The 11,878-nt window shown below is 64.8% G+C and carries 10 protein-coding genes and 1 tRNA gene; 7 read left to right on the forward strand and 4 right to left on the reverse strand.

The annotated features are described in order from the left end of the window. Positions 1 to 100: 100 nt before the first annotated feature. Positions 101 to 430 (reverse strand): ArsR/SmtB family transcription factor, encoded by a 330-nt coding sequence (locus MFF40_RS27800; RefSeq protein WP_147855166.1) that lies wholly within the window; start codon positions 428 to 430, stop codon positions 101 to 103. 51 nt (positions 431 to 481) lie between these two features. Between MFF40_RS27800 and MFF40_RS27805 the strand changes: the two genes are divergently transcribed. Further along, positions 482 to 1,630: an MFS transporter gene (locus MFF40_RS27805; RefSeq protein WP_147855167.1), complete on the forward strand. Its 1,149-nt coding sequence runs from the start codon at positions 482 to 484 to the stop codon at positions 1,628 to 1,630. A 310-nt stretch (positions 1,631 to 1,940) separates the two neighbouring features. Here the strand turns inward: MFF40_RS27805 and clpB are convergent, their stop codons facing one another. Beyond that, positions 1,941 to 4,565 (reverse strand): ATP-dependent chaperone ClpB, encoded by a 2,625-nt coding sequence (gene clpB, locus MFF40_RS27810; RefSeq protein ID WP_147855168.1) that lies wholly within the window; start codon positions 4,563 to 4,565, stop codon positions 1,941 to 1,943. A gap of 194 nt (positions 4,566 to 4,759) precedes the next feature. Between clpB and MFF40_RS27815 the strand changes: the two genes are divergently transcribed. Next, positions 4,760 to 5,536 (forward strand): MOSC domain-containing protein, encoded by a 777-nt coding sequence (locus tag MFF40_RS27815; RefSeq protein WP_238263061.1) that lies wholly within the window; start codon positions 4,760 to 4,762, stop codon positions 5,534 to 5,536. A 10-nt stretch (positions 5,537 to 5,546) separates the two neighbouring features. Here MFF40_RS27815 and MFF40_RS27820 read toward each other — a convergent pair whose 3' ends face one another. Both MFF40_RS27820 and MFF40_RS27825 read right to left on the reverse strand, forming a co-directional pair. Next, entirely contained in the window at positions 5,547 to 6,131 is a 585-nt protein-coding gene (locus MFF40_RS27820; RefSeq protein ID WP_147898112.1) for a c-type cytochrome, read from the reverse strand. Further along, a complete protein-coding gene (locus MFF40_RS27825) occupies positions 6,131 to 7,405 on the reverse strand; it encodes a PQQ-dependent sugar dehydrogenase (protein ID WP_187278128.1) in 1,275 nt (424 codons plus the stop codon). The genes MFF40_RS27820 and MFF40_RS27825 overlap by 1 nt, the downstream gene beginning before the upstream one ends. Positions 7,406 to 7,719: 314 nt before the next feature. On the opposite strand from MFF40_RS27825, the gene MFF40_RS27830 reads away from it, so the two are divergent. The 5 genes from MFF40_RS27830 (at position 7,720) to MFF40_RS27850 (ending at position 11,818) form a co-directional block, all read left to right on the forward strand. Continuing rightward, entirely contained in the window at positions 7,720 to 8,373 is a 654-nt protein-coding gene (locus MFF40_RS27830) for a protein-L-isoaspartate O-methyltransferase family protein (RefSeq protein ID WP_147898111.1), read from the forward strand. Positions 8,374 to 9,152: 779 nt separating this feature from the next. Further along, positions 9,153 to 9,968 carry a class I SAM-dependent methyltransferase gene (locus tag MFF40_RS27835; protein WP_238263063.1) on the forward strand — a complete coding sequence of 272 codons (816 nt, stop codon included), beginning with the start codon at positions 9,153 to 9,155 and terminating at the stop codon, positions 9,966 to 9,968. Positions 9,969 to 10,695: 727 nt separating this feature from the next. Next, the gene (locus tag MFF40_RS27840) at positions 10,696 to 11,220 is read left to right on the forward strand and encodes a hypothetical protein (RefSeq protein ID WP_147899496.1); all 525 of its coding nucleotides are present in this window, start codon (positions 10,696 to 10,698) and stop codon (positions 11,218 to 11,220) included. 75 nt (positions 11,221 to 11,295) lie between these two features. Then, positions 11,296 to 11,371: transfer RNA gene (locus tag MFF40_RS27845), tRNA-Met, on the forward strand. 225 nt (positions 11,372 to 11,596) lie between these two features. Continuing rightward, positions 11,597 to 11,818, forward strand: a complete 222-nt coding sequence (locus MFF40_RS27850) for a hypothetical protein (RefSeq protein ID WP_187278256.1) — start codon at positions 11,597 to 11,599, stop codon at positions 11,816 to 11,818. The last annotated feature ends 60 nt before the right edge of the window (positions 11,819 to 11,878 follow it).

The raw sequence follows: 11,878 nt of genomic DNA on the forward strand, positions 1-11,878 counted from the left end.
CCACTCAACGCTGCAAACGGCTAACCCGTCGCAACGCGGCCGGGCACGGCTCTAGTGACACTGTCGAACATCGGGCGATGTGAGACGAGGCCGTACAGTTTCAGTCCGACGTTACGTCCGTCAATCGATGGACCATGATCGCGTCGAGGAGCCCGGGGAAGCGCGCGTCGACATCCTCCCGGCGCAGCGCGATCAGGCAGCGCATCCCCTCGGGCCGGGTGCGCGTCACGCCGGCCTCGCGCAGGATCTTGAGATGGTGCGTCATGGTCGAGCGCGGCACGCTGTCGGCCAGCAGGTCTCCAGATGCGCGCTCGCCGGCCTTCACGAGGTCCGACACCACCGCCAGGCGGGTCGGATCGCTCAGGGCGAACAGGACCCGGTGCAGGGTCAGCTCGGAAACGTCGGGATGGAAGAACTTGCGGGGGCTCATGGCGCCGTTTATGTACGATTTTCGTCGTACATCGTAAAGAGGCGGCGAGACATGAGACGAATCGCGGTGCTGGCGCTCGGGATGTTTGCCCTGGGCTTGGATGCGTATGTGGTCGCGGGGCTGCTGCCGGGGATCGGGGCCGCAGTCCAGGTCGAGCCCGGCGAGGCCGGGCAGGCGGTCACGGTCTTCACCCTGGCCTACGCGCTGGCGGCGCCGGTCTGCGCAGGATTGCTCGCCGGACGGCCGGTTCGGCGGGTGCTCGGCGTGGCGCTCGCGGTTTTCACACTGGCGAACCTGCTGAGTGCCCTGGCGACCGGCCTGTTCGGGCTGCTCCTGGCCCGGGCGCTCGCCGGCCTCGCGGCCGGTCTATACGCGCCGGTGGCGATCGCGTCGGCGGCCGCACTGGTGGAGCCGGGCCGGAAGGGCCGCGCCCTGGCGCTGACCCTCGGGGGCATGAGCACCGGAACGGTCATCGGCGTGCCCGCCGGCCTGTGGATCGCCGAACGGCTCGGCTGGCAGAGCGCCTTGTGGATGGTGACACTGCTGGGCGCCGTCGCGACGGTCGCGATCCTGGCACGCCTGCCCGACATCGAAGCCGCGGAGCCGCCATCGTGGCGGGCCCGGGCAGCCCTGCTGACCGACGCGTCGGTTGTTGCGACGGTCGCGGTCACGTTCCTCACCGCCATCGCCAGCCTCGGGCTCTACACCTATCTGGCACCGCTCCTCGACCGCGCCGGCCTCGGCACTGCTGAGGCCTCGTATTTCTGGGCCTGGGGCATCGGCGGGATGGTGGGCAGTTTTTCTGTCGGCCCGCTGATCGACCGGACCCGCGATCCCCGTCGGGTGATGGCCGTGATCCTGGCCGCCCTGACACTCGCGCTCGCATTGCTCCCCAGCCTGCTCGGCACCCCGCTTCTCGGCTACCTGCCGTTGTTGGTCTGGGGCGCCATGGGCTGGGCCTCGCAGGCGCCGCAGCAGCATGCCCTGCTGCACCTCCGGCCCGATCACGGCAGCGTCGCCGTCGCGCTGAACAGCTCGGCGAACTATTTGGGCGGCGCGGCCGGTGCGGCGCTCGGCGGCGTGGTGGTCACGCTGGCGGGAATCTCCGCCCTGCCGATCACCGCCGCCGCTGCGGCGACTGCAGGCTTCGCATTGCAGGTGGCGATCCTGGCTCGGGTTCGCCATGTCGCGGCGGGCTGATGCGCCGGACCGTGGGCAGGTTCATAGCTTGTGGACCCCTCTTCGCCTGACCAGGTGATATTTCCGCAGACACCCCAGCCTACGCCGCATCATTCCGGGGCCGCGAAGCGGAGCCCGGAGTCTAGAAACACAGGTCGAGCAGGACTTTGCACCGTCGGCGGCTCTGGATTCCGGGCTCGCCTGCGGCGCCCCGGAATGACGCGGCGGTTTTATTGAGCAGCGGTGGCGAGATCGTCCTACGAGGCTGACCGCGCATCAAAAAGGCGGCGCGCCGTCATCCGGTGCGCCGCCTTACGCAAAACCGTAGCGCTCAGTTCAGGGCCACGTTGGCCGGCCGGCGCTCGGCGCCGACTGTGACGTCGCCGATCATCAGGCCCATCGGGCCCAGCCGAACCGGCACCGTCTCGCCGTCGTGGATCTTGCCTGAGAGCACCTGCTCGGCCAGCGGATCCTGGACGTTCTTCTGGATCACCCGCTTGAGCGGCCGCGCCCCGTAGGCCGGATCGTAGCCCTTGTCGGCGAGCCAGATCTTGGCCTCCTCGTCGAGATCCAGGGTGATCTTGCGATCCTCCAGGAGCTTCGCCAGGCGCCCGAGCTGGATCTCGACGATCGCCCCCATCTCCGACCGCGCCAAGCGGTGGAACAGGATGATCTCATCGACCCGGTTCAGGAATTCCGGCCGGAAGTGGCCCCGCACCACGTTCATGACCTCGTCGCGGACCGCATCGGTGTCCTCGCCCGCGGGCTGGTTCACGAGGTACTCGGACCCGAGATTCGAGGTCATGATCAGCAGCGTGTTGCGGAAGTCGACCGTCCGCCCCTGCCCGTCCGTGAGCCTTCCGTCGTCGAGAACCTGCAGCAGGACGTTGAACACGTCCGGATGCGCCTTCTCGACCTCGTCGAACAGCACGACCTGATAGGGCCGCCGCCGGACCGCCTCGGTGAGCGCCCCGCCCTCCTCGTAGCCGACATAGCCCGGAGGCGCGCCGATCAGGCGGGCGACCGCGTGCTTCTCCATGTACTCGGACATGTCGATGCGCACGAGCGCCGTGTCGTCGTCGAACAGGAAGCCGGCGAGCGCCTTGGTCAACTCGGTCTTGCCGACGCCCGTGGGCCCCAGGAACATGAACGAGCCGATCGGCCGGTTCGGGTCCTGCAACCCGGCCCGCGCGCGCCGGACCGCGGTCGAGACCGCCTCCACTGCCTCGCGCTGGCCGACGACGCGCTTGGCCAGCGCATCCTCCATGGCGAGCAGCTTCTCGCGCTCGCCTTCCAGCATCTTGTCCACCGGCACGCCGGTCCAGCGGGAGACCACCCCGGCCACGTGGGCGGGCGTGACCGCCTCCTCCATCATGCCGTCGCGGCCGCCATCGGACTTCTCCTCGATCTCGGCGAGCTGCTTCTCCAGGCCGGGAATCACACCGTAGGCGAGTTCGCCGGCGCGCTGGTACTGGCCCTGGCGCTGGGCCGCGGCCAATTCGTTGCGGGCCTCGTCGAGCTTCTTCTTCAGGCCGGCGGCGGTGCCGAGCTTGTCCTTCTCCGCCTTCCACCGGGCCGTGATCGACGCCGAGCGTTCCTCGAGGTCGGCCAGCTCCCGCTCCAGCCGGACCAGCCGGTCGCGGGAGGCGGAATCGGTCTCCTTCTTGAGCGCCTCGGCCTCGATCTTCAGCCGCACGATCTCGCGGTCGACCGAGTCGAGCTCCTCCGGCTTCGAATCGACCTGCATGCGCAGGCGCGAGCCGGCCTCGTCGATCAGGTCGATCGCCTTGTCGGGCAGGAACCGGTCGGTGATGTAGCGGTTCGAGAGCGTCGCCGCCGCCACCAGGGCCGAATCCTGGATGCGCACGCCGTGGTGCTGCTCGTACTTCTCCTTCAGCCCGCGCAGGATCGACACCGTGTCCTCCACGGTGGGCTCCGAGACGAAGACCGGCTGGAAGCGCCGGGCCAGGGCCGCGTCCTTCTCCACGTGCTTGCGGTACTCGTCCAGCGTGGTCGCGCCGACGCAGTGCAGCTCGCCGCGGGCGAGCGCCGGCTTCAGGAGGTTCGAGGCGTCCATTGCCCCGTCCGCCTTACCGGCGCCGACCAGCGTGTGCATCTCGTCGATGAACAGGATGATGCCGCCCTCGGCCGCCGTGACCTCGGAGAGCACGCCCTTCAGCCGCTCCTCGAACTCGCCGCGATATTTCGCGCCGGCGATCAGCGAGCCCATGTCGAGGGCCAGCAGGCTCTTGTCCTTGAGCGATTCCGGCACGTCGCCGTTGATGATGCGCAGGGCCAGGCCCTCGACGATCGCGGTCTTGCCGACGCCGGGCTCGCCGATCAGGACGGGATTGTTCTTGGTGCGCCGGGACAGGACCTGGATGGTCCGCCGGATTTCCTCGTCGCGGCCGATCACCGGGTCGAGCTTGCCGTCCCGGGCGGCCTCGGTGAGGTCGCGGGCATATTTCTTCAGCGCGTCGTAGGCGTTCTCGGCCGAGGCGTTGTCGGCGGTGCGGCCCTTGCGGAGCGCATTGATCGCCCCGTTCAGCGATGCGGGCGTCACGCCCGCCGCCTGCAGCGCGCGGCCGGCCTCGGACTCCTTCTCCACCGCGAGGGCGAGGAGCAGGCGCTCGACCGTGACGTAGGAATCGCCGGCCTTCTTGGCCGCCTGCTCGGCGGTGTCGAACAGGCGCATCAGCTCGCGCGTCGCCTGCGGGGCCGACGCGTTGCCGGAGACCTTCGGCTGCTTGGCGAGCCACTGCTCGGTCTGTGCCAGCGCGACCCGCGACTGCCCGCCCGCGCGGTCGATCAGACCGGCGCACAGGCCCTCGGGGTCGTCGAGCAGCACCTTGAGCAGGTGCCCAGGCTGAAGCTGCGGATGGCCCTCGCGCATCGCGAGGTTCTGCGCCGCCTGGACGAAGCCGCGGGCGCGCTCGGTGTAGAGTTCGAAATTCATGTGTGTCTCAACCTCCCGTGCCGGCATCCGCCGCCCGAGATGGCGCGGCCCTGCCGAAACGTCGCCCCCCGGCACTCTGCCGCGAGGGACCCCGGCGCCGAAAGCCGCCGGTAGTCCCGATGTGGTGTTGTATTTGCGCACCACAAGGGCTTCGGGACTTGCGCGGCGCAGCTTTTCCGAGCCACCTTCCCGGCATGCAAGCCGCGCTCGAAATCGGCCTCCTCGGCCTCTACCGCTACCCCGTGAAGGGTCTGAGCCCCGAGCCGCTGGAACGGGCGGAGCTGGAGACCAGCGGCTTCTTCCCGGGGGACCGGCTCTACGCCATCGAGAACGGGCCGTCGGGCTTCAACCCGGTGGCGCCGCGGCACCAGCCCAAGACCAAGTACCTGATGCTGATGCGCGACGAGGCGCTGGCCCGCCTGCGCACCCGGTACGACGATGCCACCGCGACCCTCACGGTCGAGCATGCCGGGGAGACGCTGGCCTTCCGGCTCGACACGGAGGCCGGTCGCGACGGGCTCGCCGACCTGATGCGGCACTGCCTCCCGGAGAGCCTGCGGGGTGAGCCGAAGGTGCTCGCGGCGCCGCCGCAATACCGCTTCACCGATTCGCCCACCGGCTACGTCTCGCTGATCAACCGGGCGAGCGTGGCGGCCGTGGAAGAGTATGTCGGCGCGCCGGTCGACCCGCTGCGCTTCCGCGGCAACCTGCTGGTCGACGGGCTGGCACCGTTCGCCGAGCTCGACATGGTCGGGCGGGTGATCGAGGCGCCGAGCGGGCTACGGCTTAAAATCACCAAGCGTACCGTGCGCTGCGCCGCCACCAACGTCGATCCGGTGAGCGGCGTGCGCGACCACGACATCCCCTGGACCCTGGACGCCCGGCTCGGCCACCGCGACCTCGGCGTCTACGCCGAAGTGATCGCCGGTGGGGCGCTGGCCGTGGGCGATACGCTGCGCACCGTCGGCTGAGCTGCGTCCGTCAGAGCCGGGCCACGTAGGCCGCAAGATCTTTTATGTCGGCCTCGCTCAGGCCCTGCGCGACCTCGTTCATCGCGGGGTCGTAGCCCGGCCGGGTGTTCGACTTGTAGGCCGAGAGCGCCTGCGCGAGGACCTCTTCCCGCTGCGCCCGGATCCGGGGAATCGCGTCCCGGCCGGTCAAGTCGGCACCGTGGCAGGAATTACACTGGTGCTTGGAAACCAGCGCCTGGGCGCGCGCCACCAGGGCCGGGTCCGCGGCCGGCCCCGACCACGCGGGCGGCGGCAGGGTCGCGACCGCATCGGCGTAGGCGCGCAGGTCGTCGTCGGAGAAGCCGGCCGCGACATCGTTCATCGGCGGGGCCTCGCGCTGTTTCTCCCGGAACTGGAACAGCTGCGTCACGACGTAATCCGCCTGCTGCCCGCCCAGCGAGGGCACGCCCTCGGTCTCGGAGGTGCCGCTCCCGTGGCAGGCCACGCATGGCGCCAGGCGCTCGGGCACGGGCGCGGCCAGTGCCGCACCCGCCAGCAAGGCGCCGAGGGCCGGCGCGAGCCCCCGGACCACCCCGATCCTCGAACGGCCGCGCATCACTGGCCGTAGCTGACGCGGTAGATCGCGCCGTTGTAGTCGTCCGAGACGAGCAGCGACCCGTCCTTGGCGACCAGCACGTCCGCAGGGCGCCCGGCATACTTGTTGTCCTGCAGGAAGCCGGTCAGGAACGGCTCGACGGATGCGACCTTGCCGTCCGGGCCGGGCCGCGCAACCACCACGTCGCCGCCGAGCTTGGTCGTGCGGTTCCAGGACCCGTGCCGGGCGATGAAGACCGCATCCTTATAGGCCTCCGGGAACTGCGCGCCGGTGTAGAACCGCATGCCGAGCGAGGCCGTGTGCGGCCCGAGCAGGCCCGCGGGGGCCGTGAATTCCGAACAGGAATGGCCCCAGCCGTATTCGGGATCGGTGAACGTGCCCTGGTGGCAGAACGGATAGCCGAAATGCTGCTTGCCGGGCTCCGTGAGGACGTTCAGCTCGTCGTTCGGGATGTCCTCCGAGACCCAGTCGCGGCCGTTGTCGGTGAACCAGAGCTGCTTGGTCTTCGGGTTCCAGTCGAAGCCGACGGTGTTGCGCACCCCGCGGGCGACCACCTCGGCGTTCTTGCCGTCGAGATCGATGCGCCGGATCTGGGCGTGCGTGTCCGGGGGCATCACGATGTTGCCGGGTGCGCCGACCGGGACGTAGAGCTTGTTGTCCGGACCGATCGCGATGAACTTCCAGCCATGGGCCTCGTCCTTCGGCAGGTCGTCGTAGACGAGGCTGGGCTTCTCGCCGCCGTCGAGGTGCTTGGCGATGTCGTCGTAGCGCCAGATCTTGGACAGCTCGGCCACGTACAGCGCGCCGTCGTGGAACGCGACGCCGTTCGGCCGGTGCAGGCCGGACGCGATGGTCTTCACCACGCGCTTGCCGTCCGGGCCGGCCTGCGGCAGCACCGCGTAGACCTTGCCGACCGTGCGGGTGCCGACGAACAGCGTGCCGTCCGGCGCCTGCGTCATCGAGCGCGCGTTGGCGAGGCCGCTGGCATAGACCTCGACCTTGAAGCCCTCCGGCACCTTCAGCTTGTCGAGCGGCAGCTTCGCGGCGGCGGTGGCCAGGGGCGGCCCCGCCACCGGGGCGAGCTTGGCCGCGTCCCCGCCTTCCGGGCGTCCGTAGAGCGCCGAGCCGCGGTCGACCTGCACGCTGGCCGGGGGCGCCGAGCTGGCCGGCGTCTCCTGGGCGCGCGATCCGCCCGGTGCCAGGGTCCCGACGCCCAGGCAGGCGAGCGCGGCGGCGAGGCCGCGGGTCAGGATCGGCTTGCTGGCTGGAATCATGGTGTCTCCCGATACGGCCGGCGTCTTGGATCGCCCGGTCCTGTCTGCACTCATTATTCAACGTCCGGCGGTGCGAGGCGAGCCCGCGGTCAACCCACGCGCGACAGCGGGATGCGGTCGTCACCCGCGCCCCGCCATTCGAATCGCCGATGGGCAGGAACGCCGGCGATGGCCCCCTCCGCGAAAACCTTGCGTTTTGGCGGGTGATCTCCGAAAACGCGCGCGTCCGGAACGCTCGCGCTTGGCCGGGGACCTCGGCGTCCGCCGCGGCCCGGCCGGGGCAGCATTCCGATCCGGTTCGAGGACACGCTTCGATGATCGATTACGCGCAGGCGCGGCGGATGATGGTCGACTGCCAGTTGCGGACCTTCGACGTGAACGACAACGCGGTGCTCGACGCGTTCGACACGGTGCCGCGCGAGACCTTCGTGCCCAAAGGCCGCGAGCCGTTCGCCTATATCGATCAGACCCTGAACCTCGCCGGGGCCAACGGCGAGGCCCGCTGCCTGCCGGCGCCGATGGTGCTGGCCCGGCTGATCCAGGCCCTCAAGATCCGGCCCGGCGCCAGCGCCCTCGATGTCGGCAGCGGCACCGGCTACGCGGCGGCCGTGATGGCGGAACTCGGCGCGGACGTGACCGCGCTGGAATCGGTGCCCGACCTCGCCGAGGCGGTCCGCACCAAGCTCGGAACCGCGGCCCGGGTGTTCGAGGGTCCGCTGGAGGCGGGCGCCCCCAAGCAGGCGCCGTTCGACGTCATCCTGATCAACGGCCGCGTCGAGGTCAGGCCGCAGGCGCTGCTCGACCAGCTCAAGGACGACGGCCGCCTGGCCTGCGTATTCGGCCCCCACCGCAACGCCAAGGCGACCCTGTTCGTGCGCGCCGGCGACGCCTTCGGCTCCCGCCCGCTGTTCGACGCCTCGCTGCCGCTCCTCGAGGCCTTCGCGGCCGAAGTCGGGTTCGCGTTTTAAGGTAAACTCGCCACACGTCCCGCGAATTGGGCAGCGCCACCTGATGCGGCGCGTGGCGATATAAGTAAGACAACCTTCGGTCCGGACGCCAGGCTCCGGACGTTCGATATGAAGAAAGTCGCGAAAAATATTTTGTGAAATTTTAAAACGCTGGCCGGAAGTCGCAACCGCTGGTTAATGTCATTAATCATAGATCACCAATTGATTTCAGTAATTTTATTTCGCAGTGCCCGCTCGATCGACTCACACAGGACCATCCGGAACAATGGGACCATCGTCGCTACGGCGATTGTCCAGATGACCTGTTTTCACAGAAATACAGGCCAGAAAAGATCAGAAATTGGGCTCAGGGGGCCATTTTGAGTGGTCGTGCAGTCACTTACGCCTGATGCGAACAGCGACCTGCTCTCACCGAACAGGTCTAAAACAGGTTCTTTGAGCTTAAATTTTGCATACAAACAGGCTGCAGAGCCTGCATTAACCGGCCAGCGTCCATCTCGATCAATCTCAGTAACAAAATCGCGTGACAATTATTATATTGATAAGACACAGCTTTTGAACGGTTTCTAGACTTATGAGATTGCTTTGATTAGGCAGCATACAACTACCCGATCGCAAATTCTTGAATGTTGAACATCTGTATAAATATTTGAATCGCCATAAAACCACCATCAAACCGATGTCGTAAGGAAATATCAAGCCCTACAAAATTTTCGGACCGTCAGTTTGTGTCACGCCGGGAATATGCTAAAATGAGGTTCGATCTATAGTGACGGTAGATGACTACGCTGCAGGAAGCAGGAGCGAACATGAATCAGACTGTTAGGCAAGACGGGACCATTCTTGATAATTTTGTTGCTCGGTGGGCTCCGTTTTTAAAAATTAAACGCAGCGGACTGAAATGCCAGTCCGTTTCCCCCGAAGAACTGAATTTGCTCGATAAAATCGCTCAGCTTGAAATACATACAATTTTTGATGTCGGTGCAAATGACGGCGAATATGCCGCCGTATGTCTGAATAAATTTACAATAGCGAAAATACATTCTTTTGAAGTTAACCCTTTATTAAATAAATATCTGAGCGCTAGATCATTGTCCGACCGATTTATACTAAACGAGGTTGGTCTATCGAATAAAGATGGATCTCGCTTGCTCGAATACGACCCTATTGATCCTCAAGCATCGTTGCTAATTCATGGAACGGTGCCCCGCGGTGGCAAATGGGAGAAAACAATCGTCAAAGAAATGTCGGGAGACGCTTACTGTGAGAAAAACTCGATCAAATCAATCGATATTTTAAATCTGAATACCGGCCACGAAAGCAATCTTGTTTTAGAGGGCTTCCACGGCAAACTCGCCGCCGGAAATATTCATATGGTACAGCTGAAATATTACTTATCGACGTCGGATCATTCAGGTAATCTGAGTAAATTAGTCGATGTTTTATTGAAACATAATTTCACACTGAGCGCCATCTCTAATCGAGGCATAAACTTCGAACAGCCGATCAATTACAATAGCTCGGTTAAAGGAATTCATACATTCATTGCAGTTCACAAGTCACGCGAGAAAACTATTGCCTTGTTGGGTCAATAGCGTGGTCTCAGCAGTTATCATTCGCACTAATTTCTCGCCGATGCCGACTGTTGGTTATTTCTGATCAAAAACCTTATTCCTCGTTTTATTGGACGCTCATTGTCCTCTACATCAGGCAAACCCCGCCTCAAAGTTATTATTCGGTTATCTCCCAAATCAATGCATTGCTAAGCCTGTCAATCTAAATAGCCCGCGTAGGTCGCCCAGTTATTATGGCTAACAGCATAACCATAGGAGCGGGCAGTGGATTGATGGTGCTGTGACGGCAATCAGGCTGGAGAACATTGACATCGATGGACGTCTGCGCTGCTCGGACACCGGCATTGAGACTTGCGGAGAAGGTTTGATACATACAGCGTCAAAGCAGTCAACGGTGCCGAGCAATGCACTTCGATCGCGACTTGCATGTCGATGATTCCTGAGAAAGTCTCACCCTTGATCCGACTTTCAACGGCTTAAAACGCATTACGACAGACAGGCTCTCCCGTCGCTGGGCGCCCAGAGATCTGGCTCAGCACGCCAAGGTGCCAGTGAGCGTTGTGGCGCGAGCCGAGAGCAGCCTCGCCGACCCGATAGTCACGATTGCCCAGCTCAACACTTTCATGCAGGCTCTGCGGGCTGCAGGCGCGAGCTTCCGTCATCGCAACGATCATGAGATGGCCAAATGATACGCTTAGCGACTATGCCTGTAAGCCCACACCCCAAAACCGAAGAAGTCGATCGACCAATGGCAAATGACGACACGCTCGCAAGGGCCCTGGCCAACGTGAGGCATCAGCGCGAGACCCTTGAGGCCGAGTACGAGCGGGTGAGCGGCGAGCTGGCAAAGCTCCGCATGGCCGAGCGGTCGCTGGCGTCGATCGTTGAAGGCACGGCGATGGATGAGCTGGCTGACGATCAGCCGAAGCGCCGCCGTGCGTCCAACAGCGATGATCAGCCTCGCGCTGGCCGCGGACCCCGAGGCCCCCGGGCGAACTCTGCCAAGGGTCGACTCAAGGCGCTCCTGGAGGATGCCGGCACCGAGGGTTTGACGCACGCCCAGATCACGGAGCGCTTGACAGACGTAGCGGCCAACACCCTGGCCACATACCTCAGCGTGATGTCGACGAGCGGCGAACTCGAACGCCATGGCGACATCTACCGCGCCGGCGCTCCTGCTGCGACCATGGAGAACCAAGCCTCGGACGATCAGGCCGAGGGCGAGGCTGAGGACGATCAGGAGGGTACCGGTAAGACGGAGGCGGCCGAATAGGAGCGCCCACCGCTACGCCGCTTGCAGCTGGGACACAGATTGCACCCGCAGGCCTGCGAGGGCTATGTGGGCGCAGGGCCTGTAGCTCAATGGTTAGAGCCGACCGCTCATATCGGTCTGGTTGCAGGTTCGGGTCCTGCCGGGCCCACCATCGTGTCATCCGCCGCCTCATGGGAGAGGCACCGTCGACCAAGGGCACTACGACTACCAAGCCGCTTTTAGGTTCGAAAAAGTAGGGTAGTGCTCTAATCGGCCGGATGGCTCATCTAGTCCGCCCAGCCTTTCACGCCTGCGCGTAGTTCGCCTACCGCGAGGGAGCGGTACTGGCTGCAACTTCCGGTCCGGATCGCCCGTGTGTGGCGATCCGGAGGCATTGATGCTGCCAGCCCTCATCATTGTGCTCCTGGTGTCGTTTGCGCTTGCCTTGAGTGTCTATGCGATCCGTCAGGCCTGCGAGCATGGCCACGACGTGCGGGACGCCGTGCTGCTGTTGCTAGTGCTTGGCGGATTAGTTGCAGCGTTGGGAACGGCGATTCTCTTCCCTGAACGGGCAATGGGACGATTTGTGCAGCCAGAGATGCAAGGCATTCGCGTTTGAACTGCCTAGCATTACAGTTGCGTTTTTGGCTTTTTCGTCGTCGGCGTGTTTTGCTGGGCT

This window comes from Methylobacterium mesophilicum (assembly GCF_022179445.1).
GTDB lineage: Bacteria > Pseudomonadota > Alphaproteobacteria > Rhizobiales > Beijerinckiaceae > Methylobacterium > Methylobacterium mesophilicum.

Excerpts from the sequence above, each read along its gene's own strand:
- MFF40_RS27830 (WP_147898111.1), top strand. The coding sequence starts at position 7,720 with ATGATCGATTACGCGCAGGCGCGGCGGATGATGGTCGACTGCCAGTTG.
- MFF40_RS27820 (WP_147898112.1), bottom strand. The coding sequence starts at position 6,131 with ATGCGCGGCCGTTCGAGGATCGGGGTGGTCCGGGGGCTCGCGCCGGCC.
- MFF40_RS27835 (WP_238263063.1), top strand. The coding sequence starts at position 9,153 with ATGACTACGCTGCAGGAAGCAGGAGCGAACATGAATCAGACTGTTAGG.
- MFF40_RS27800 (WP_147855166.1), bottom strand. The coding sequence starts at position 430 with ATGAGCCCCCGCAAGTTCTTCCATCCCGACGTTTCCGAGCTGACCCTG.
- MFF40_RS27805 (WP_147855167.1), top strand. The coding sequence starts at position 482 with ATGAGACGAATCGCGGTGCTGGCGCTCGGGATGTTTGCCCTGGGCTTG.
- MFF40_RS27815 (WP_238263061.1), top strand. The coding sequence starts at position 4,760 with ATGCAAGCCGCGCTCGAAATCGGCCTCCTCGGCCTCTACCGCTACCCC.
- MFF40_RS27840 (WP_147899496.1), top strand. The coding sequence starts at position 10,696 with ATGGCAAATGACGACACGCTCGCAAGGGCCCTGGCCAACGTGAGGCAT.
- MFF40_RS27825 (WP_187278128.1), bottom strand. The coding sequence starts at position 7,405 with ATGATTCCAGCCAGCAAGCCGATCCTGACCCGCGGCCTCGCCGCCGCG.
- clpB (WP_147855168.1), bottom strand. The coding sequence starts at position 4,565 with ATGAATTTCGAACTCTACACCGAGCGCGCCCGCGGCTTCGTCCAGGCG.
- MFF40_RS27850 (WP_187278256.1), top strand. The coding sequence starts at position 11,597 with ATGCTGCCAGCCCTCATCATTGTGCTCCTGGTGTCGTTTGCGCTTGCC.